General features: G+C 57.6%; 18 protein-coding genes and 1 riboswitch. All 18 genes read left to right on the top strand.

The genetic code is table 11. From position 1 onward, the window contains the following. The first annotated feature begins 5 nt into the window (after positions 1-5). A complete protein-coding gene (locus tag MHI24_RS19570) occupies positions 6-2,144 on the top strand; it encodes a DNA topoisomerase 3 (protein WP_340021194.1) in 2,139 nt (712 codons plus the stop codon). Between the two features lie 96 nt (positions 2,145-2,240). Beyond that, positions 2,241-3,488, top strand: coding sequence for an MFS transporter (locus tag MHI24_RS19575; RefSeq protein ID WP_340021196.1), 1,248 nt, complete (start codon positions 2,241-2,243; stop codon positions 3,486-3,488). Between the two features lie 79 nt (positions 3,489-3,567). Next, positions 3,568-3,831 (top strand): DUF1294 domain-containing protein, encoded by a 264-nt coding sequence (locus MHI24_RS19580; protein ID WP_238653877.1) that lies wholly within the window; start codon positions 3,568-3,570, stop codon positions 3,829-3,831. A gap of 45 nt (positions 3,832-3,876) precedes the next feature. Then, complete coding sequence (locus MHI24_RS19585; protein ID WP_340021197.1) at positions 3,877-4,311, top strand: universal stress protein; 435 nt, start codon at positions 3,877-3,879, stop codon at positions 4,309-4,311. A gap of 321 nt (positions 4,312-4,632) precedes the next feature. Further along, a riboswitch (purine riboswitch) is annotated at positions 4,633-4,734 on the top strand. A gap of 233 nt (positions 4,735-4,967) precedes the next feature. Next, positions 4,968-5,453 carry a 5-(carboxyamino)imidazole ribonucleotide mutase gene (gene purE, locus MHI24_RS19590; RefSeq protein ID WP_340021198.1) on the top strand — a complete coding sequence of 162 codons (486 nt, stop codon included), beginning with the start codon at positions 4,968-4,970 and terminating at the stop codon, positions 5,451-5,453. Between the two features lie 26 nt (positions 5,454-5,479). Continuing rightward, positions 5,480-6,673, top strand: coding sequence for a 5-(carboxyamino)imidazole ribonucleotide synthase (gene purK / locus MHI24_RS19595; protein WP_340026737.1), 1,194 nt, complete (start codon positions 5,480-5,482; stop codon positions 6,671-6,673). Positions 6,674-6,679: 6 nt separating this feature from the next. Further along, positions 6,680-7,975 (top strand): adenylosuccinate lyase, encoded by a 1,296-nt coding sequence (gene purB, locus MHI24_RS19600; protein ID WP_340021199.1) that lies wholly within the window; start codon positions 6,680-6,682, stop codon positions 7,973-7,975. Positions 7,976-8,046: 71 nt separating this feature from the next. Further along, entirely contained in the window at positions 8,047-8,937 is an 891-nt protein-coding gene (locus tag MHI24_RS19605; RefSeq protein WP_340021200.1) for a phosphoribosylaminoimidazolesuccinocarboxamide synthase, read from the top strand. A 336-nt stretch (positions 8,938-9,273) separates the two neighbouring features. Beyond that, the gene (gene purS, locus MHI24_RS19610; protein ID WP_039298247.1) at positions 9,274-9,519 is read left to right on the top strand and encodes a phosphoribosylformylglycinamidine synthase subunit PurS; all 246 of its coding nucleotides are present in this window, start codon (positions 9,274-9,276) and stop codon (positions 9,517-9,519) included. Between the two features lie 5 nt (positions 9,520-9,524). Further along, positions 9,525-10,214: a phosphoribosylformylglycinamidine synthase subunit PurQ gene (gene purQ / locus MHI24_RS19615; protein WP_340021201.1), complete on the top strand. Its 690-nt coding sequence runs from the start codon at positions 9,525-9,527 to the stop codon at positions 10,212-10,214. Further along, positions 10,192-12,438, top strand: a complete 2,247-nt coding sequence (gene purL, locus MHI24_RS19620; protein WP_340021202.1) for a phosphoribosylformylglycinamidine synthase subunit PurL — start codon at positions 10,192-10,194, stop codon at positions 12,436-12,438. The genes purQ and purL overlap by 23 nt, the downstream gene beginning before the upstream one ends. Next, positions 12,423-13,919 carry an amidophosphoribosyltransferase gene (purF, locus tag MHI24_RS19625; protein WP_340021203.1) on the top strand — a complete coding sequence of 499 codons (1,497 nt, stop codon included), beginning with the start codon at positions 12,423-12,425 and terminating at the stop codon, positions 13,917-13,919. The genes purL and purF overlap by 16 nt, the downstream gene beginning before the upstream one ends. 160 nt (positions 13,920-14,079) lie before the next feature. Continuing rightward, the gene (purM, locus tag MHI24_RS19630) at positions 14,080-15,120 is read left to right on the top strand and encodes a phosphoribosylformylglycinamidine cyclo-ligase (RefSeq protein ID WP_340021204.1); all 1,041 of its coding nucleotides are present in this window, start codon (positions 14,080-14,082) and stop codon (positions 15,118-15,120) included. Continuing rightward, on the top strand, positions 15,120-15,734 hold the full coding sequence (gene purN, locus MHI24_RS19635; protein ID WP_340021205.1) for a phosphoribosylglycinamide formyltransferase: 615 nt from the start codon (positions 15,120-15,122) through the stop codon (positions 15,732-15,734). The genes purM and purN overlap by 1 nt, the downstream gene beginning before the upstream one ends. 212 nt (positions 15,735-15,946) lie before the next feature. Continuing rightward, complete coding sequence (purH, locus tag MHI24_RS19640; RefSeq protein WP_340021206.1) at positions 15,947-17,494, top strand: bifunctional phosphoribosylaminoimidazolecarboxamide formyltransferase/IMP cyclohydrolase; 1,548 nt, start codon at positions 15,947-15,949, stop codon at positions 17,492-17,494. 21 nt (positions 17,495-17,515) lie between these two features. Further along, positions 17,516-18,781 carry a phosphoribosylamine--glycine ligase gene (gene purD / locus MHI24_RS19645; protein WP_340021207.1) on the top strand — a complete coding sequence of 422 codons (1,266 nt, stop codon included), beginning with the start codon at positions 17,516-17,518 and terminating at the stop codon, positions 18,779-18,781. A gap of 317 nt (positions 18,782-19,098) precedes the next feature. Next, positions 19,099-20,412, top strand: coding sequence for an SEC-C metal-binding domain-containing protein (locus MHI24_RS19650; RefSeq protein WP_340021208.1), 1,314 nt, complete (start codon positions 19,099-19,101; stop codon positions 20,410-20,412). 136 nt (positions 20,413-20,548) lie between these two features. Beyond that, entirely contained in the window at positions 20,549-21,391 is an 843-nt protein-coding gene (locus MHI24_RS19655; protein ID WP_340021209.1) for an NmrA family NAD(P)-binding protein, read from the top strand. Positions 21,392-21,466 lie beyond the last annotated feature (75 nt).

Consider the following 21,466-nt stretch of genomic DNA (forward strand, 5'->3'; position numbering starts at 1 on the left):
GAAGGATGAAGGTACTGGTACTGGCGGAGAAGCCATCGGTGGCCCGGGAGATTGCGAGGGTGCTGGGCTGCGGAAATAAGCAGAAGAGTTATATGGAAGGTCCGAAATATGTGGTGACCTGGGCGCTGGGGCATCTGGTTGGCCTGGCGGAGCCGGAGGACTATAACAATAAATATGCAACCTGGGCGCTGGAGGATCTGCCGATTCTCCCGGACAAGGCCAAGCTGAAGGTGCTGCGCGAGACGAGCCAGCAATACAAGGCGGTGCAGCAGCTGATGAAGCGGCAGGATATTGAAGAGCTGGTGGTAGCCACGGACGCGGCCCGTGAGGGGGAGCTGCTGGCCCGCTGGATCATGAATATGGCCGGTTGGAAAAAGCCGTTCCGGCGCCTGTGGATCTCTTCGCAGACGGATAAGGCGATTAAGGAGGGCTTCGCTTCGCTGCGGCCCGGACGGGAGTTCGACCGGCTGTATGAATCTGCCCGCTGCCGTGCAGAGGCGGATTGGATGATCGGGCTGAATGTAACGCGGGCGTTAACCTGCAAGTTCGGCGCGCCGCTCTCGGCAGGTCGTGTGCAGACACCGACGCTGGGGATGATTATGGACCGGGAGAATGAGATTACCGGCTTCCGTTCCCAGGAATACGACCTGCTGACGGCGGATTTCGGGAGCTTCCAGGCGGGCTGGCGGGCGCAGGGCGGAGATGGGCGGATTTTTGACAGGGAGAAGACGGGGGTTCTCAAGGATAAGCTTACAGGCCGCAGCGGGAGGATTACCAAGGTCCAAAAGAGTGAGAAAAGCGAGCCTCATCCGCTGGCCTATGACCTGACCGAGCTGCAGCGGGATGCCAACCGTAAATTCGGCTTCTCGGCCAAGCAGACCTCCAGTGTGCTCCAGAAGCTGTATGAGCAGCATAAGCTGGTCACTTATCCGCGCACGGATAGCCGTTATCTGACCGCCGATATGACCGGTACGCTAAAAGAACGGCTCGACAGCGTAGCCGTCGGTCCGTATGCCACACTGGCCCGGCCTTTGCTGCGCAAGCCGCTGCCGATCACGAAGCGGATTGTCGATGACAGCAAGGTCAGCGATCACCATGCGATTATTCCGACAGAGCAGACGGTGCTGCTCAATCAGCTTAGTACGGAGGAACGGAAGCTGTACGATCTCATCGTGCGGAGGTTCATCTCGCTGTTCTATCCTCCGGCCCGCTATGATGCAGTGGCGGTGACTGTGAACGTGGAGGGAGAGAGCCTCCATGTCAAAGGAACGACCGTCAAAGATGCCGGCTGGCGTGAGGTATACGGCGGGGACATGAGTTCAAACGAGGATGAGGATAATGAGAGTGACGAGCCGGCAGCAGGCAGTGTGAAGCTGCCGGAGCTGCGGGAAGGCGACCGCGTGAAGGTGGAGCGCTGCATCATTAAGCCCGGACGGACGCAGCCGCCGAAGCGTTATAATGAAGCTTCGCTGCTGACGCAGATGGAGAAGCACGGGCTGGGCACACCGGCCACCCGGGCCGATATTATCGAGAAGCTGGTCAGCTCGGATACGATTGAGCGGCAGGGCAATTCTCTGCATCCGACCGGCAAAGGCAAGCAATTAATTGGGCTGGTATCCAGCCAGCTGCGCACACCGGAGCTGACGGCGCGCTGGGAAGCGGAGCTGGAGAAAATCGCGCGCGGGCAGGGGCGTCCGGAGCCTTTTCTGCAGGGAATCCGCAGTATGGCGCAGGAGCTGGTATCCGGGGTGAAGAGCAGCGGTGCGGAATACAAGCCGCATAATGTCTCTAACAGCCATTGTCCGGAGTGTGGAACAAGGATGTTAGAGAAGAAGACCAAACGCGGCAAGCTGCTGGTCTGTCCGAAGGAGGACTGCGGCTATACCCGCGCGGGCGAGAAGCAGCTGTCGAACCGGCGCTGCCCGCAGTGCCATAAGAAGATGGAGCTGAAGGAAGGCAAGGCCGGGAAGTATGTGCAGTGCCTGGGCTGCGGAATTACGGAGACCATCGATAAGGATCACAAGCACATCAACAAGCGCGAGCAGCAGAAGCTGGTGCAGCAGTACAGCAAGACGGAGAGTGCCGGCAACAATCTTGGCGATCTGCTGAAGGCAGCGATGGAAGCGAAGCAGAAGGGGAAGTAATCCTGAAGCAGGTCGATTGGCCGTGAAGGAAATCAAGGGATCGGAGGAATGAGCAATTAATCCGGTCCCTTCAACTATAGTGGAGCAGGTGATGAATTGGCAGCGGTTGAACGGCTAGGGGATGAAATCACACCGGCAGAGGCTCGGGGCAGACTGGGGAGCAGCCGGTTTTACTTTTTGGGAATTGTCTTTCTGTTCTGGTTCTCGTCTTATATCTATGTTCCGGTATTGTCTCCGTATGTGGAGCATCTGGGAGCTTCTTATGTAATGGTAGGTGCGGTTCTGGGGGTCTACGGCCTGATGCAGATTCTGTTCCGGCTGCCGATCGGCATCGGCTCGGATATGATGAACCGGCGGCGGCCGTTTATCTATCTGGGGCTAATCGCCAGCGGAGCAAGCTGCCTGCTGTTCCTGGCCGGTGCACACCCAGGCTGGGCGCTGGCGGCCCGAGCAGTCTCAGGGATTGCCGCTTCCGCGTGGGTGGTGTACTCGGTGATGTTCGCGGGGTATTTTCCGAAAGAAGAGGCTGGGCGGGCCATGGGCATGCTCCAGTTCACCACCGTGATTGCCCAATTGACGAGCATGATGATCAGCGGGTATATGGTTGAGCACTGGGGCTGGAACACGCCGTTTATCGTCGGGGGGATTGTGGCTGCGGGCGCATTGCTGCTGGCCTTCCGGCTTCCGGAGCAACAGCTGGAGAAGCGGAACGCGATTCAGCTCAAAGACCTGGCCGGCGTGGTCAAAGAACCGCTGCTGGTCCGGGTATCGCTGCTGTCCGTGCTGGCCCATTGTGTGCTGTTCATTACGATGTTTGGATACACGCCGAACCAGGCACTGTATATTGGAGCGAGCAAGGAGAGCCTGGGCTGGCTGACGCTGGCTTTTATGCTGCCTCATGCGGTTGCGACACTGTATGGCTCGCGCCTGTTCGGCAGATGGCTGGGTGACCGGGGAACGCTGGTGCTCGGTTTTGCCGGGAGTGCGGTGTTCACGCTGCTTATTCCGTCGATGCCGACACTTGCAGCGTTATGTGCGACCCAGATCGGGAACGGCTTCATGCAGGGCCTGATCTTCCCGCTCTTGCTGGGCAAATCCGTCTCAGGGGTAGCACCGTTCAAACGGGCGACGGCCATGGGCTTTTATCAGGCGGTATATGCGATCGGCATGTCAGGCGGTCCGTTTGTGGCCGGATGGATGAGTGCGGGGTACGGTCTGCGCGGCGGCTTCTGGCTGGGGGCTGTGGCGGCAGGGCTGGCTGCGCTATTGTCCTGGGTCTGGATCAGAGAGGCCGGGGCTTCCGGGAAACAGAGCAGAATGAAACGGCAGGGCGCGGGCCGGTGATGCGGGATTATTGGTTTTTTGCCGCAATGGGTAATATAATAGAGAGTAGACAGGATGTCAGGAGGAGGGGCCGGGAAGGATGGTCAAGGTTGTTGTGCTGTGGTTCCTGATTATTAACGTAATCGGGTATGTGGTGATGTCGGAGGACAAGGACAGGGCCCGGAAGAGGCGGGACCGCGTGCCGGAGAAGACACTGTTCCTGCTGGCGTTCATGGGCGGGGCATTGGGTGTGCTGATTGCCATGTACCGCAGGCGCCACAAGACCAGGCATACTTCCTTCAGACTCGGAATTCCGCTGCTGCTGCTGCTGAATATGCTGCTGTATGGGTATTTTTTGCGATGAATCTCTTGTAGAATGGGTCATACTTAATAGAAAGAGGTGGCGTATATGTTATTCTCTAAAATTCTGCTTGCCTATGACGGTTCCAAGGCTTCCAACCAGGCGTTGGAGCGCGCGATTGAGCTGGCTAAGGTAACGCCGGGGTCCGCCCTGTACGTCGTTCACGCTTTTGAATTCCCGCGGTTCTTCATCGGGGAAGCTCTCGCGCCTCTGCCTGCATCTGTGAACAAGGATTATTATGACCTTGCAGTCCAGACAACCGAAGAAGTGAAAGGGCGGCTGGAGGCTGAGGGTCTGAACGCTACAGTGGAATTGCTGCAGGGCTCGCCGGCCGAGGTCATTCTGAGTTATGCCAAGGAGCAGGGCGCGGATGTGATCGTCATCGGCAGCCGCGGACTTGGCGGTATCCGGGAGTTCGTGCTGGGCAGCGTCAGCCACAATGTCGTGCAAAGTGCGCGGATACCGGTGCTGGTTGTTAAATAATAGATCTTACTTGTACGGGCAGCGGCTCTCTCTTGTGGAGGACCGCTGTTTTTGTTGATTGGGAAGGGTAACTGGGCTCGTGCTGAGGCATGCGGGCCGAATGTAATCGAAAAACCGACTACATTTGGCTTGGCGGCTAAGATGCATGAGCCGGATGTCAGTTGAGACAATCAACATCATTCACCCATTAGAGTAATTTTGTTCTGCTCTGGCCGATAAATTTTGGAATAAAAGCAAGGGATTTCGCTAAAAAGCGAACGTTCAATCTGGAAAATATCTTAATGTTCGTGTTTAAGTTGACATACAGTGTAGGGGGTTGTTAAACTGAGAGCATGAAGCGCTCGTATATATCCGGGAATAGGGCCCGGAAGTTTCTACCCGGGAACCGTAAATTTCCGGACTACGGGGACAGGAAAGACAAGAAAGGCGGCATCGCTTGCGGTTGATCCGGAAGAGGGGGTGCTGTCCTATTTCGTGTCACTTTTTGCCGGGTGTGCGAAAAATGTCTTTCATCTCCTCCGCAGTCCGAATTTCCCGCAGGTATGCGTTTGGAATTCGGGCTTTTTTTGTGCGAATTATGGAAAACTATAGAGAAATAGCTCAAGATAGAGGATGAAGGACATCACTATCAATTACAATGAAGGGCTGGGTGAACGATGTCTGTGCAAGTAGGTGTCATTATGGGCAGCAAGTCGGATTACGAAACGATGGAACATACGTGTGCGGTGCTTGAGGAACTGGGCGTGTCTTATGAGAAAAAGGTGGTCTCCGCGCACCGCACGCCGGACCTGATGTTCCGTTACGCCGAGGAAGCAGCGGAGCGCGGCCTGCGGGTCATTATCGCCGGGGCGGGCGGCGCTGCGCATCTGCCGGGTATGGTGGCCGCCAAAACCACCCTGCCGGTGATCGGCGTCCCTGTGCAGTCGAAGGCGCTGAACGGCATGGACTCGCTGCTGTCGATTGTTCAAATGCCGGCGGGTGTGCCGGTAGCCACGGTAGCCATCGGCCGTGCCGGAGCGGTGAATGCCGGGCTGCTGGCGGCGCAGATCATCGGCGCTTTTGAGCCGGAGGTGGCAGGAAGAGTACAGCGGCGGCGCGAGGCGACTCAGCGCGAGGTGCTGGAAAGCAGCGAGAGCCTATGAGGCCGGAGGAGATGAACGCCGGTGGCATGGGGCGCGTTGCTGAGGCGGGCGCTGGAGCGGAGCAGGCGAAGACGCTGCTGCCCGGCGCGACGATCGGTGTGCTCGGCGGCGGGCAGCTCGGGCGCATGATGGCGCTCGCGGGCAGCGCCATGGGCTACCGCTTCGTGGCGCTGGACCCGGCAAAGGATGCGCCCTGCGGGCAGGTTACGCCGCAGATTACAGCGGCATACAACGACAGGGACGCCGCGCGTGAGCTGGCGCGGCGCTCCGACGTCATCACGTACGAATTCGAGAACGTGGACGCGGGCGTAGCCGCGCTCCTGGCGGAGGAATCGTACGTGCCCCAGGGCAGCGCGCTGCTGTATACGACACAGCACCGGCTGCGCGAGAAGGCGGCGATCGAGGCAGCCGGCGTGCCCGTTGCCCCGTACCGCAAGGTCGGCAGCCTGGCGGAGCTGGAAGCCGCAGTTGCCGGGCTGGGCCTGCCCTGTGTGCTGAAGACCGCCACAGGGGGGTATGACGGCAAAGGGCAAGCCGTCATCCGCAGGCCGGAGGAGCTGGCCGCAGCGTTCCGGCAGGTCGCGCCGGGCACTCAAGCGCCGGAGCTGGTGCTGGAGAAATTCATCGCCTTCCAGTGCGAGATTTCGGTGGTTGCCGCCCGCAGCGCATCGGGGGAGGTCAAGAGCTTCCCACCGGCCGAGAACATTCACGTGGACAATATTCTGCATCTCTCCATTGTGCCGGCGAGGGTGCCGGAGGAGATTCAGCAGCGGGCCTGCGAGCTGGCTGAGCGGATTGTCTCCGGCATGAATGCGGTCGGACTGCTGGCGGTAGAGATGTTCGTGACGGAGGACGGAGAGCTGTTCGTCAATGAGCTGGCCCCGCGTCCGCATAACTCCGGGCATTACACGATGGACGCCTGCGTTACCTCGCAGTTCGAGCAGCATGTGCGGGCCATCTGCAATCTGCCGCTGGGTGACACCTCGCTGCTGACTCCGGTAGTGATGGTGAATGTGCTTGGACAGCATCTGGAGGGAGCCATTCAGGCGGCTTGCCGCGCGGATGAAGAAGCAAACCGGCTTGGAGTAGCTCCCAAGCTTCATATATACGGCAAGACCGAGAGCAAAACCGGCCGCAAAATGGGCCACATCAACCTGCTCTGCAAGGACGCCAGTGATGCATTGTCCTGGGTGGAGCAAACTAACCTTTGGAGGAACTGACAAGCTATGATCGAACGTTACAGCAGACCTGAGATGCGGGCCATTTGGACCGAAGAGAATAAATTCAACGCGTGGCTGGAGGTTGAGCTATGCGCCTGCGAAGCGTGGGCCGAGCTGGGAGTCATCCCGCATGAGGATGCCGCGAAGCTGCGCAAGGATGCCAAATTCGACATCGCGCGGATTGATGAGATTGAACTGGAGACCCGCCATGACGTGATCGCTTTTACCCGTGCGGTATCCGAGAGCCTGGGCGCGGAGCGCAAATGGGTGCACTACGGCTTGACCTCGACAGATGTGGTCGACACGGCGCTTGGTTATCTGCTGCGGCAGGCCAACGAGATTCTGGAGCAGGATATTCTGCGCTTCATTGAGATTCTGAAGGACAAAGCCGTTGCCTATAAGGATACTCCAATGATGGGCCGCACCCATGGCGTACATGCGGAGCCAACCACGTTCGGACTGAAGATGGCGCTGTGGTACGAGGAAATGAAGCGTAACCTGGAGCGTTTCCGCCATGCGGCCAACGGCGTGCAGTTCGGCAAAATCTCCGGGGCGGTCGGCACCTATGCCAACATCGACCCGTTCGTGGAAGAATTCGTCTGCCGCAAGCTGGGCACCAGCCCCGCTCCGATCTCTACGCAGACCCTGCAGCGTGACCGTCACGCGGAGTATATGGCGGCGCTGGCGCTGATTGCCACTTCCCTGGACAAATTCGCTACCGAGATCCGCGCGCTGCAGAAGAGTGAGATCCGTGAGGTGGAGGAGGCTTTTGCCAAGGGTCAAAAGGGTTCGTCCGCCATGCCGCACAAGCGCAACCCGATCGGCTGCGAGAATATCTCCGGCCTGTCGCGCGTGATCCGCGGGCATATGATGACGGCCTACGAGAACGTGCCGCTGTGGCATGAGCGTGATATCTCACATTCTTCCGTAGAGCGGATTATCCTGCCGGATGCGACCATGCTGCTGAACTATATGCTGAACCGCTTCGGCAATATCGTGAAGAACCTGACCGTGTTCCCGGAAAATATGAAGCGCAACATGGAACGCACCTTCGGTGTTCCGTTCTCCGGCCGCATTCTGACGAAGCTGATCGACAAGGGCTTCAGTCGCGAGCAGGCGTACGATACCGTGCAGCCGCGCGCGATGCAGGCCTGGGAGCAGCAGACCCAGTTCCGTGACATTGTGGAAGCTACCCCGGAGATCACCTCCGTGCTTAGCCCGGAAGAGATCGCGGATGCGTTCAATCCTTCCTGGCATCTGAAGCATGTGGACACCATCTTCCGCAAGCTGGAGCTGATTTGATTTTTTTCTGGGACCCTATTAACCCGAAGGAGAAATTATAGCAAGATCATTCGTTCAAGGGAGGAAAGGTCATGACATCAACGGCCGTATCCACTGCCGTGGAACTTGTAAATGCACCGCTGCTCTACAAAGGCAAGGTTCGTGAGCTGTATGATTTGGGGGATGAGGTGCTGATCGTTGTAACGGACCGGATCTCCGCATTCGATTATGTGCTGGACCCGGCGGTGCCGGACAAGGGCAATGTGCTGAACCGGCTCAGCGCCTTCTGGTTCGGGCAAACTAATGATCTGATAGAGAACCATGTCGTTCATATTGATGTAGACAAGCTCGGGGATATCGCGAAGGACCGCGAAGCCTTGAGAAACCGCATTATGGTGGTCCGCAAAGCCGAGCGGATTGATATTGAATGCGTGGTACGCGGCTGCATTACAGGCGGCGGCTGGCGGCAGTATCAGGAGACCGGACAGGTGAACGGGATTGAGCTGCCCAAGGGACTGCGGAAGAATGCGGTGCTGGCGGAGCCGATTTTCACCCCGGCGGCCAAAAATGATGTCGGTCACGACGAAGACATTCCGTTTGAACGGATGCAGGAGCTGATTGGCGCAGAGCTTGCGCTTGAGCTTAAGGAGAAGAGCCTGAAGCTGTTCGCTTTTGCCAGAGCCTATTGTGAAGAACGCGGCATCATCCTCGCCGATTGCAAGTTCGAATTCGGGCTGCTGGACGGTAAGGTGATACTGATCGATGAGATTTTTACACCGGATGCTTCCCGCTTCTGGGCTAAGGATAAATACGCACTGGACATCGAGATTGACAGCATGGATAAGGAGCCGGTGCGGGCGTACCTCGCCGCTTCCTCATGGGATAAGAACAGCACGCCGGACCCGCTGCCCCCTGAGGTGGTAGAGGAGACAAGCCGCCGGTATCTGGATATCTACCACCGTCTCACCGGGAAGTCCTTATAAAAGGGGATTTGCTTCAGCGGAACCGTCATAACGTGTTAATTGCACTCCATACAACTAAATGGGTTTAAGAAGCTTGAAAAAGCGGTTTAAATGTACTTGGTACAACTAAGATAGGCAAAAGCTCTTAAATACACGGCTATAACGAAATTTAGCTGTACGAAATACAACTACCGTAGTGGTTTTCCTGTAAAACTGGATTTTTAGATGTACAGAATACAGTTAAAGCTTCAGTCCCAATTAAAGTTATAGTCTCAATCAACCGTAAGCGCAGGTTAGTGTTACTTTTCAGATTAAGCCAAGTTCAGTTCATTAAATTCTAGGAGGAACTACAAGCGTATGTTAAAAGCGACAGTCTACGTCACCATCAAGAAAAGCGTGCTCGACCCTCAGGGAGTTGCCGTGCAGGGTGCCCTGCACTCCGTAGGATTCCAGGAAGTAGAAAGTCTGCGGATCGGCAAGTATATGGAGCTGACGCTCGATACCGATAACCGCGCTGAAGCGGAAGGACGCCTGAAGGACATGTGCGAGAAGCTGCTGGCTAACACGGTGATCGAGGATTACCGCTACGAATTGGAGGACTAACAGTCATGAAATTTGCGGTACTTGTCTTTCCGGGCTCCAATTGTGACATCGACTGCTACAAGGCAGTAGAAGAAAGCCTCGGCGAATCGGTGGATTATGTATGGCATACGGCGACAGATCTGTCGGCCTATGACTGCATTCTCGTGCCGGGCGGCTTCTCTTATGGTGACTATCTGCGCTGCGGCGCAATCTCCCGGTTCGCTCCGGTGATGGCTGAAGTGGCTAAGGCGGCAGAGCAGGGCAAGTTCGTGCTGGGCATCTGCAACGGGTTCCAGATTCTGACCGAAGCGGGCCTCCTGCCGGGCGCACTGCGCCGCAATATGTCGATGAAGTTCCGTTGTCATGACACGGTGCTTAAGGTCGTTAATAACACAACCCCGTTTACGATTGACTATGCGAAGGATGAAGAGATCGTTATTCCTATCGCGCATGGCGAAGGCAACTACTATTGTGATGAAGAGACACTGGCAGGCCTTCAGGCCAACAACCAGATTGTGTTCACCTACAGCGATAACCCGAACGGCTCGGTAGCCGATATTGCCGGAATCAGTAATAGGGCGGGCAATGTCGTCGGGATGATGCCTCACCCGGAACGCGCGGTTAATAGCCTGCTCGGTTCAGAAGACGGCAAACGGATGTTCACATCCATTCTTAAGACATGGAGGGATCGTTATGACGCAGCAAGTATCCGCTAAGGAGCCGACCGCAGAGCAGATCGCGGAGCAGAAAATCTACAGTCAGTTCGGTGTGTCAGACAGCGAATATGAGCTCATTACCTCCTTCATGGGACGTAAGCCCAACTATACAGAAATCGGTGTGTTCAGCGTGATGTGGTCTGAGCACTGTGCATATAAGAATTCCAAGCCGCTGCTGAGCCGGTTCCCGACAAGCGGGCCGAAGGTGCTGATGGGACCGGGCGAAGGCGCGGGCATCGTAGATATCGGAGACAATCAGGCCGTAGTGTTCAAAATCGAAAGCCACAACCATCCCTCAGCCGTAGAGCCTTATCAGGGCGCGGCTACCGGGGTGGGGGGGATTATCCGCGATATTTTCTCCATGGGGGCAAGACCGGTGGCGCTGCTGAACTCTCTGCGCTTCGGCAAGCTTGAGAGTGACCGGGTCAAATATCTGTTCGAGCATGTCGTATCCGGGATTGCAGGCTACGGGAACTGTATCGGGATTCCGACAGTCGGCGGCGAGATTATGTTCGACAACAGCTATGACGGCAATCCGCTGGTGAACGCGATGTGTGTCGGTCTGATCGATCATGACAAAATCCAGCGCGGTGTCGCCAAAGGCGTAGGCAACCCCGTATTCTACGTAGGTCCGCCTACCGGGCGTGACGGGATTCACGGGGCGACCTTTGCCTCTGTGGAGCTTAGTGAGGAATCGGAAGCCAAGAAGACGGCAGTACAGGTCGGCGATCCGTTCATGGAGAAGCTGGTCATGGAATCGTGTCTGGAGCTGATCGACAGCGGCATCGTGCTGGGGATTCAGGATATGGGCGCAGCCGGACTGACCTGCTCCAGTGCGGAGATGGCGAGCAAGGCGGGCAACGGTCTGGAGCTGTATCTGGATCTGGTGCCGCAGCGCGAGGAAGGCATGACGCCGTATGAGATGATGCTCTCTGAGTCCCAGGAGCGGATGCTGTTCGTGGTGGAGCCTAAGGATGAGGCGCAGGCCCAGGAAATCTTCGACCGCTGGGGCGTGATCTGCCGCAAGGTCGGCAAGGTGACGGATGACGGCCGCCTGAAGCTGTTCCATCACGGTGAAGTGGTTGGCGATATGCCGGTGAAGGCGCTGGTGGATGAATGTCCTATCTACAAAAAGCCCTCAGCCGTTCCTGCCTACTACGAGGAGAATGCAGCGGTTGACACGCTTCGCTATGAAGAGGTCACCGATCTGGGCGGCGCGCTGCGCACCGTGCTGGGATCGCCTAGCGTAGCAAGCAAAGCATGGGTATACAACCAATACGATTACATGGTCCGCACCAGCACGGCGGTTCGTCCGGGGTCCGATGCGGCAGTGGTTACCATCCAAGGCACCCGCAAGGGCCTGGCGATGACGACGGACTGCAACGGACGTTATGTCTACCTGGACCCTGAAGTGGGCGGACGGATTGCGGTCAGCGAAGCGGCGCGCAACATTGTCTGCTCCGGTGCCCAGCCGCTGGCGATTACGGATAACCTGAACTTCGGCAGCCCGGAGAAGCCGGAGATCTTCTGGCAGATGGAACGGGCCGTAGACGGTATGGCAGAAGCCTGCCGGGTGCTGGATACACCGGTCATCGGCGGTAACGTCAGCTTGTATAATGAGAATGCTACCGGAGCCATCTACCCGACGCCGGTTGTCGGCATGGTGGGACTGGTTGAAGATACCGATCATATTACCACTCAGGCGTTTAAGCAGGAGGGCGATGCTATTCTGCTGCTGGGCGTGACGAAGGCGGAGCTGGGCGGCAGTGAATTCCAGTATGCCGTGCACGGCTTGACCGAAGGCCGTCCGCCGGAGCTGGACCTGGCTACCGAGCGCAAGCTGCTGGATGCCGTGCTCGCGGCAATCCGCGGCGGTCTGGTACGCTCGGCGCATGACCTCTCCGAGGGCGGTCTGGCCGGTGCACTCGCCGAGAGCTGCATCAGCGGCGGTATCGGCGCAAATGTTGAGCTGTCTGCCGGCGGACTGCGCCCGGATGTGGCGCTGTTCAGCGAGAGCCAATCCCGCATTCTTCTGACTGCGGCCCCTGGCCGTGCGGAGGAACTGAAGGCAGCAATTGCTGCTTATGACGTACCTGTAGCCATCATCGGAACCGTCGGCGGAGACCGCCTGCGGGTGGCGCTGGACGGTGCGGCTGCGCTGGATGAAGCCGTTAGTGAACTCAAGACCGTGTGGGAGGATGCTATTCCATGTCTTATGAAATGAAGACCGGGAACAAGCAGGAAGCCCCTGTACTGTGGACCGGCGACTTTTACAATGAGGGAACAGGCTCGGGCGATATTTTTGACACGTTAAAAGAAGAATGCGGCGTCTTCGGGGTCTTCGGACACCCGGAGGCTGCTTCCATGTCCTACTATGGGCTGCACGCCCTGCAGCATCGGGGGGAAGAAAGCGCGGGCATCTGCGTGGCGGACGGACGCGACTTCAACTATCACCGCGGCATGGGCCTGGTGAAGGAAGTGTTCGACAAGGACAAGATTGCTTCGCTGGTCGGGGACATGTCCATCGGGCATGTACGCTACTCCACCAGCGGAGACAGCCGGCTAACCAATGCGCAGCCGCTGGTCTTCAAATACCGTGACGGCGATCTGGCGATTGCCACGAACGGCAACATCGTTAACGAGCCGCTCATCCGCAAGCAGCTGGAGCAGAGCGGCTCCATCTTCCAGACCACCAGCGACACCGAGGTGCTGGCGCATCTGATTGCGCGTTCGCAGAAGGATTTTGTCGAGGCGACGAAGGATGCCCTGTCGCAGCTTGTCGGCGGCTTCGCGTTCCTCCTGATGACCAATGACAAGCTGATTGTCGCTTCAGATACCCACGGCCTGCGTCCGCTTGTTATGGGCCGGCTGGGCGAGGCTTATGTCTTCGCTTCCGAGTCGTGCGCGCTTGAAGTCATCGGCGCTGAGCTGGTGCGTGATATCGAGCCCGGCGAGCTGCTGGTGCTTGATGAGAACGGCTTCCGCGAGGACCGCTTCGCCGAGCCTAAGCGCAAAGCGCTGTGCGCCATGGAATACATCTACTTCGCCCGCCCGGACAGCGACCTGAACGGCTCCAATCTGCACTCCGCGCGCAAGCGGATGGGCAGCCGGATGGCGCTCGAATCCTTCGTCGACGCCGACATTGTCACCGGCGTGCCGGATTCCAGCATCTCCGCCGCCATCGGCTATGCCGAGCAGACGGGCATCCCCTATGAGCTGGGGCTGATCAAGAACAAATATACCGGGCGTACCTTCATCCAGCCCAGCCAGGAGCTGCGCGAGCAAGGCGTGAAAATGAAGCTGAGCGCCGTGCGCCGCGTTGTCGAAGGCCAGCGCGTGGTGATGATTGACGACTCCATCGTGCGCGGCACGACCTCGCGCCGGATCGTCAACCTGCTGCGCGAGGCCGGAGCGGTCGAGGTTCACGTGCGGATTACATCGCCGCCGTTCAAGAATCCGTGCTTCTACGGCATCGATACCCCGGACCGCCGGGAGCTGATTGCCTCCTACAAGTCGATCGAAGAGATGTGCGAGGAGATCAATGCCGATTCCCTGGCCTTCCTCTCCCCGGAGGGACTGATCCAGTCCATCGGCGGTTATAATAGCGACGACTATAAGGGCGGCCTGTGCCTGTCCTGCTTCGATAATGACTACCCGACGCAGGTGGATTTCGGCGGGGAAGAGAAGGACGGGTGTTCCTGTTAGGCGGGGAGTCCCCCTAAAGGATCGTCTTGGAGGCGCTGGGCTTCGCCCGCAGCGCCGAAACCATGCTGTGCAAGGCGCGGAACCTTCGGCTTGCGGCAGGGGGTTAACCCCTGCCGCCCCGAACCCCGCGCCCAAAATAATTGAAATGAGGTGCCCCCAAGTGTCGGAAGCTTATAAAAACGCCGGAGTGGATATTGCGGCTGGCAATGAAGCGGTAGAACGCATGAAGAAGCATGTGAAGCGCACGTACCGTCCGGAGGTAATGACGGAGCTGGGCGGATTCGGCGCGCTGTTTGGCCTGAACAAGGACAAATACGAGGAGCCGGTTCTGGTCTCGGGAACGGATGGCGTGGGAACGAAGCTGAAGCTGGCGTTCGCCGCTGACCGCCACGACACGATTGGCATCGATGCGGTGGCGATGTGTGTGAATGATATCGTGGTGCAAGGCGCAGAGCCGCTGTTCTTCCTCGATTATCTGGCTTGCGATAAGGTTGTGCCCGAGAAGATTGAGGCCATTGTCTCTGGGATCGCCGAAGGCTGCCACCAGGCAGGCTGCGCGCTGATCGGCGGCGAGACAGCTGAGATGCCGGGTATGTATGCGGCCGGCGAATATGATATCGCCGGATTCACCGTAGGGGTAGCCGACAAGGCGAAGCTGGTAACCGGCGCGGACATCGCTCCCGGAGACACCGTGATCGGCCTGGCCTCCAGCGGAATTCACAGCAACGGCTTCTCGCTGGTGCGCAAGCTGCTGCTGGAGAATGGCGGCTACGGTCTGGACGAGGTTCTGCCGGAGCTGGGCGCTCCGCTGGCGGACGTTCTGCTGGCGCCGACTAAGATTTATGTGAAGCCGCTTCTGGCCCTGCTGGAGCAGCTTACGGTCAAGGGCATGGCCCATATTACCGGCGGCGGATTCATTGAGAACATCCCGCGCGTATTGCCGGAGAATGTGAATGTAGAGATCCAGTACGGCTCCTGGCCGATCCAGCCGGTGTTCAGCCTGATGCAGAGCAAGGGGAATGTCAGCAACCACGACATGTTCACCACCTTCAATATGGGGATTGGTCTTGTATTGGTCGTGGCGGAAGCAGACGGAGAGCGTGCGCTGGAGCTGCTCAAGGCCAGCGGTGAAGAAGCTTATGTGATCGGTACAGTTACCGGAGGGGAACGCAAGGTGACCTTCACAGGAGCTGAAGTCTGATGGCGCAGAGCCGGATCGCTGTATTTGCCTCCGGGCAGGGCAGCAATTTCGCCGCACTGGTGCAGGCGCAGCGGGAAGGACGGCTCGGGGCAGGCCGCATCGAGCTGCTGGTCTCGGACAAGCCGGAAGCGCCTGTTGCACAGCGGGCAGAGGAGGCCGGAATTCCCTCCCTGCTGCTGAGGCCGAAGGACTTCGCGGGCCGGGAGCAGTATGAGGCGGCTATCGTAGCCGAGCTGCAGCGCCGGGACATCGGACTGGTGGTGCTGGCCGGCTACATGCGGCTGATCTCGCCGGTGCTGCTGGAACCTTATGTGGGCCGGATCGTTAACATCCACCCGTCGCTGCTGCCGGCCTTTGCCGGGAAGGACGCTATCGGCCAGGCGCTGGACTACGGCGTGAAGCTGACGGGGGTTACGGTGCATTTTGTCGATGGAGGCATGGATACCGGACCGGTTATTGCCCAGCGCAGCGTTGAGGTCCAGCCTGAGGATACCGCCGAATCGCTGGCGGAGCGCATCCATCAGGTGGAATATGCGCTGTATCCGGAGGTTGTCGCCGCGATTGCTGACGGCAGAGTCACATTGAACGGAAGAAAGGCAGTTATTGCCGGTTGATGGCGGGTTTTGTCCGCTGGAAATTTTGACGAAAATCCGGTTTATTTCTGGTGATGTCAGTCCAGCCCGGGCGGATTCTGATATTTCTCGGGAAATACTGCACATAGGCTGTAAACTGTCGAAGTTTAACCATCAGGTGCGGAATCAGCCGCCTGACGGATGATCATTTAGCTCCAACAATCTAGCGTGAATCCAGAGGAGGACTATTCAAAGTGAGTATCAAAAGAGCGCTGGTCAGCGTATCGGACAAACAGGGCATCGTGGATTTTTGCCGCGAATTGTCTGCACTAGGCGTAGAAATCATCTCCACCGGAGGCACCAGCACCCTTCTGGCGAAGGAAGGCGTTCCGGTCATCGGCATTTCCGATGTGACCGGCTTCCCTGAAATCATGGACGGACGCGTCAAAACGCTGCATCCCGCCGTCCACAGTGGCCTGCTGGCAGTCCGTGACAACGAGGAGCATACCCGTCAGATGGAGGAGCTTGGTCTTGGCTACATCGACCTTGTCGTGGTGAATCTGTATCCGTTCGCGGAGACGATTGCCAAGCCGGATGTATCGTATGAGGAAGCGATTGAGAACATCGATATCGGCGGACCGACAATGCTGCGTTCGGCGGCGAAGAACCATGCTTTTGTCAGTGTGGTGGTGGATGCGGCCGACTATGCGAATGTGCTTGAAGAAGTGCGTGCCGGTGGAGATACGACCCTTGCAACCCGCAAACGTCTTGCGGCCAAAGTCTTCCGCCATACGGCGGCTTACGACGCCCTGATCGCCGATTATCTGGCGAATGTCACCGGCGAACCGCTGCCGGAGCGTTATACCGTTACTTACGAGAAAATCCAGGATCTGCGTTACGGGGAGAACCCGCACCAGAAGGCTGCCTTCTACCGCAAGCCGCTGGCCGCGCAGGATACGCTTACCGCTGCCGAGCAGCTTCACGGCAAAGAGCTGTCCTACAATAACATCAACGACGCGAATGCTGCGCTTCAGATCGTCAAGGAATTTGAAGAGCCGGCCGTCGTGGCGGTGAAGCATATGAATCCTTGCGGAGTAGGCGTGGGAACAAGTGTCTATGAAGCATATCAAAAAGCTTACAATGCCGACCCTACCTCCATCTTCGGCGGCATTGTCGCGGCCAACCGGATTATTGATGCGGATACGGCTAATCTGCTGAAGGATATTTTCCTGGAAATTATCCTGGCTCCGGGCTTCACTGAGGAAGCGCTGGACATTCTGACGAAGAAAAAGAACATCCGCCTGCTTAAGCTGGGACAACTCAGCACAGCCGCTTCGCGCAAGAGCAGCTTCGTTGTCACCTCCATTGACGGGGGCATGGTTGTCCAGGAGAGCGATGTGCACTCGGTGAATTCTGACGACTTGCAAGTCGTAACAGACCGCAAGCCAACCGAAGAAGAGCTGAAGCAGCTGCTGTTCGGCTGGAAGGTCGTGAAGCATGTGAAGTCCAATGCGATTGTACTAGCGGCCGATGATATGACGGTTGGCGTAGGGGCAGGCCAGATGAACCGTGTGGGTGCGGCCAAAATTGCGATTGAACAGGCTGGAGATAAGGCCAAGGGCGCTGTACTGGCCTCCGACGCCTTCTTCCCGATGGGCGACACGCTGGAAATGGCCGCTAAGGCCGGAATTACAGCTGTGATTCAGCCGGGCGGCTCCATTAAGGATGAGGAATCGATCAAGGTGGCCAATGAATACGGCATTGCCATGGTGTTCACCGGCGTCCGGCATTTCAAACACTAGCACGCGGGGAGGGGCACAATCATGGATATTTTAGTAGTCGGCGGCGGCGGCCGCGAGCATGCGATCATCTGGAGCTTGGCCCGCAGCCCCAAGGCAGGCAAGATCTACTGCGCACCCGGTAACGCCGGAATTGCCCAGCTTGCCGAATGTGTGCCGATCGGTGTCTTCGAGTTCGACAAGCTGACCGCCTTCGCCAAGGAACGCGAGGTTGGCCTGGTTGTCATCGGACCGGATGATCCGCTGGCGGCGGGGATTGTGGATGCTTTTGAAGCTCAGGGTATCCCGGTGTTCGGCCCGCGCAAGAATGCCGCTGAGATCGAGGGCAGCAAGACCTTCATGAAGGACCTGCTGCACAAATACAGCATTCCGACAGCGGCCTACGAGAAGTTCAGCGACTACGATTCGGCGCTGGCTTACCTGCGGAGCCGGGAAGTGCCGATTGTCATCAAGGCGGACGGGCTGGCCGCAGGCAAAGGGGTAACCGTGGCTTACACCCGGGAGGAAGCGGAGCAGGCCCTGCAGGAGATTATGGTCGACAAGGTGTTCGGCGAAGCCGGGGCACAGGTCGTCATTGAGGAATTCCTGGCCGGGCAGGAAATGTCGATTCTTGCGTTTGTCGACGGCGAAACGGTGCGGCCGATGGCGGCCGCCCAGGACCATAAGCCGGTATTCGACGGCGATAAAGGACCCAATACGGGAGGCATGGGGACCTATTCCCCGCTCCCGCATATTGCGGAGTCGGTAATCCGCGAAGCCGTGGAGACGATTATCGAGCCGACAGCCAAGGCTATGGTGGCGGAAGGGCGTCCCTTCCGGGGCGTGCTGTTCGCCGGGCTGATGATCTCGCCGGACGGCAAGCCGAAGACGATTGAATTCAATGCCCGCTTCGGGGACCCGGAGACCCAGGTGGTTCTGCCCCGTCTCCGCAGCGATTTGCTGGAGATATTCCTCGCGGTAACCGAAGGCAGACTTGCCGAGATCCCGATCGAGTGGAGCGAGGAAGCGGCAGTGTGCGTAATCCTCGCTTCCGGGGGATATCCGGGACCTTATCCGAAGGGTGTGCCGATTAGCGGGCTTGAGGAGCAAGGCACAGCATTGGTCTTCCACGCCGGAACGGCACGCGGCGAGGACGGAAGCTGGTTGACCAGCGGCGGCCGGGTGCTTGGTGTGGTAGGCAGAGGGGCCAGCATTGCCGAAGCGCGTGCAGCGGCCTATGCCGGTGCGGAGCGGATTACTTTTGCCGGCAAGCAGAACCGCAGTGATATAGCAATGAAGGCCCTGGTCTGAGGAGAAAGTCCTAAAAAAAGGACTGACAAGTAGTAGGAGAAGTGCTATAATACAACTCGTACGGGGGAAAATGTACGGATATATACAGATAAAGGGTCTTTCCTTTCATGGAAAGGCCTTTTTTAACAGTTTGCTGGAGCATCTATTTCTTGCAGACAAGGGGATAATAGAAAACCCCGTGCCGGGAAATGTTATAATTATAGGATAACAGCGAAGCTAATACGGATGGTTGTAGAACGTGAACTTAAGAATGTTATATATGGAGCGCCATTGTTAAGTTCATCTTATGTAGCTGCAGATTTAAGGGGGAATTGGTTGTGAGCAAGGTCGGAAGAAATGACTTATGCCCGTGCGGAAGCGGGAACAAATATAAGAAGTGCTGCCTGGAGAAGGACAGAGCGGCAGCCCAGTCCATCCTGCGGCTGGTGACCGCAGAGGATGCGGCCGCGCAGGAGGTGATCATCGGGGAGATTCAGCAGGAACAGCCGGCTCCACAGGCTGCGGCCCCTGCCGGGGGCAAGCTTACGCTGCCCAAGCTGAAGAAGATGGTCACCCGTGAGCTGAAGTGGGAGCATCCGTCCCATGAACAGCTGGCACTGGAGCTGATTGAGAGCATGAAGCCGCTGTACGACCGGGAGCTGATCCTGGAGGCGCTGATGCTGTGGAACGGATTCTCACGCACAACCAAGCCTGCCGTGAAGAAGACCGGCTCCTTCTGTGCTGCGATTGAATATCTGCTGTCTGAGGAATACGGCTTCATGCAGTCCCAGGCTGAGTTGGCCGAGCGGTACAGCGTGACGACAGCCACCATCTCCCGCAAGGTGAAGGAATTCTATAATTACGTCGAAGAGTATGGAATGGGCGGAGAAGCGGATGATCTCACAGAGCTGAACGGTCCGGGCACTCCGCAGGAGAAGGCGCAGGCCCTTCTGTATAAGGCGATGGAGACCTCCTCGGCCAAGCGCCGCATCCAGCTGGCCCAAGCGGCGCTGGAGCTGTATCCGGACAGCCCGGATGCCTACCTGATTCTCGCTGAGGAATCGGAGAACGAGACGGAGGCCCGGGAGCTGCTCAAAGCGGGAATCGCCGCAGGCAGACGGGAGCTGGGCGAGCTCTATTTTACGAAGCATAAAGGGCACTTCTGGGGCCTTCATGAGACCCGGTCGTATCTCAGAGTCTGCCAGAGCTATGCGGAATCCTGCTGGTTCGGCGGCAATGCGGAGGAAGCGGCAGAGATGCTGGAGCATATTCTGGAGCTGAACCCGGATGACGCTACCGGGGCCCGTTATTTGCTGACCGCGGCCTATCTGTACAGTGATCAGCTGCAGGAAGCGCAGCGGATCATTAAGCAATACGGCAAAGACGATGCCTCCGCAGCCTTCGCGTATGACCGGATCGTGCTGGAGTTCAAGCAGAACGGTATCACCTCCCAGCTGAAGATGCTCTACCGGGTTGCCCGCGGAGTGAACAAGCATGTGCCTGACTATCTGCTCGGCGTGAAGCGGCTGCCGCATAATCTCCCTGATTTTGTCGGCATGGGCGACTCCAATGAAGCGATTGAATATGTCATCATGCACTCCCGGCTGTGGGCGAGCCTGCCCGAGCTGCTGAAGTGGATGCTGAAGCAATAGGAATCATATAAGGAATTATGAACACAGTCCTGCGGGGCTGTGTTCTTTTGTGTACCCCTTGCCATTCTAGTCTAATTAGACTATATTATGAGGTGTAGTCTAATTAGACTAATTTTTCAGAAAAGAGGTCCTCGCCATGTTATTTATTACGGGAGCAACTGGAACCGTCGGAAGCCGGGTTGTACATTACCTCAAGCAGAAGGAAGTACGCTTCAAAGCGCTCACCCGCACACCTGAGAAGCTGATGAGTGAGCAGACAGAACACATGACCATCGTCACCGGGGATATCAAGGATTGCAGCGCCTGGGCAGACAGTCTGCGGGGCGTTAAGACCTTGTTCCTGATCCTGCTGGATGATGCTGAAGAGATTCTGCAGGCAGCCCGGGTGAGCGGTGTGCGGAACATCGTGTTCCTGTCCTCAGCCTCGATCAACCGCTCGGACGCCGGTTACAACGAGAATGCGATCAAACATAAGAAGGTGGAGGACCAGATTCAGGCGTATGGCTTTCAGTATGTGTTTATCCGCGCCGAGGCGTTCATGCACAATACCATTTACTGGAGGGACCTTTTTAGATACAATAAGGGGACGATCCGGTTACCGGCTCTGGAGGCTAAGCTGGCGAGCGTACATGAAGAGGATATTGCCGGGGTTATCAGTGAGGTTGTAGCGGATTTCGACCGATTCTCCGGGCAGATCTTGACGCTTACCGGGGCGAATATTCTTAGCCAGCGGAACATTTTGACGGAAATCGCTAAGCAGCTGGGACAATCACTTGTCCTGGAAGAGCAGACCATCGCAGACTTCCGTTCTTATATGAGCAAGTACATTGCTGAAGAGTACATTACCCTGAGAGTCCAGGACTGGGAGTATACCCTGAAGCATAAGCTCGCCGTGACGGACACGGTGCAGACGATTCTTGGCCGGGAGCCCTATACGTTCAGAGAATGGATCGCGGAGCATCTCGGTGATTTTCAATAAATACAGAAAGAGGAATTCACTATCATACCCTTACTTATACTGGGCTTGCTGAAGGACTGCGGGCAATCCAGCGCA

Origin of the sequence: Paenibacillus sp. FSL K6-1096, from assembly GCF_037977055.1 — a bacterium.
GTDB lineage: Bacteria > Bacillota > Bacilli > Paenibacillales > Paenibacillaceae > Paenibacillus_AQ.

What these genes read in the sequence shown, in the direction of transcription:
- MHI24_RS19570 (WP_340021194.1), top strand. Translation starts at nt 6, where the DNA reads ATGAAGGTACTGGTACTGGCGGAGAAGCCATCGGTGGCCCGGGAGATT.
- MHI24_RS19580 (WP_238653877.1), top strand. Translation starts at nt 3,568, where the DNA reads ATGGTCAAGGTTGTTGTGCTGTGGTTCCTGATTATTAACGTAATCGGG.
- MHI24_RS19585 (WP_340021197.1), top strand. Translation starts at nt 3,877, where the DNA reads ATGTTATTCTCTAAAATTCTGCTTGCCTATGACGGTTCCAAGGCTTCC.
- purE (WP_340021198.1), top strand. Translation starts at nt 4,968, where the DNA reads ATGTCTGTGCAAGTAGGTGTCATTATGGGCAGCAAGTCGGATTACGAA.
- purK (WP_340026737.1), top strand. Translation starts at nt 5,480, where the DNA reads ATGGGGCGCGTTGCTGAGGCGGGCGCTGGAGCGGAGCAGGCGAAGACG.
- purB (WP_340021199.1), top strand. Translation starts at nt 6,680, where the DNA reads ATGATCGAACGTTACAGCAGACCTGAGATGCGGGCCATTTGGACCGAA.
- MHI24_RS19605 (WP_340021200.1), top strand. Translation starts at nt 8,047, where the DNA reads ATGACATCAACGGCCGTATCCACTGCCGTGGAACTTGTAAATGCACCG.
- purS (WP_039298247.1), top strand. Translation starts at nt 9,274, where the DNA reads ATGTTAAAAGCGACAGTCTACGTCACCATCAAGAAAAGCGTGCTCGAC.
- purQ (WP_340021201.1), top strand. Translation starts at nt 9,525, where the DNA reads ATGAAATTTGCGGTACTTGTCTTTCCGGGCTCCAATTGTGACATCGAC.
- purL (WP_340021202.1), top strand. Translation starts at nt 10,192, where the DNA reads ATGACGCAGCAAGTATCCGCTAAGGAGCCGACCGCAGAGCAGATCGCG.
- purF (WP_340021203.1), top strand. Translation starts at nt 12,423, where the DNA reads ATGTCTTATGAAATGAAGACCGGGAACAAGCAGGAAGCCCCTGTACTG.
- purN (WP_340021205.1), top strand. Translation starts at nt 15,120, where the DNA reads ATGGCGCAGAGCCGGATCGCTGTATTTGCCTCCGGGCAGGGCAGCAAT.
- purD (WP_340021207.1), top strand. Translation starts at nt 17,516, where the DNA reads ATGGATATTTTAGTAGTCGGCGGCGGCGGCCGCGAGCATGCGATCATC.
- MHI24_RS19655 (WP_340021209.1), top strand. Translation starts at nt 20,549, where the DNA reads ATGTTATTTATTACGGGAGCAACTGGAACCGTCGGAAGCCGGGTTGTA.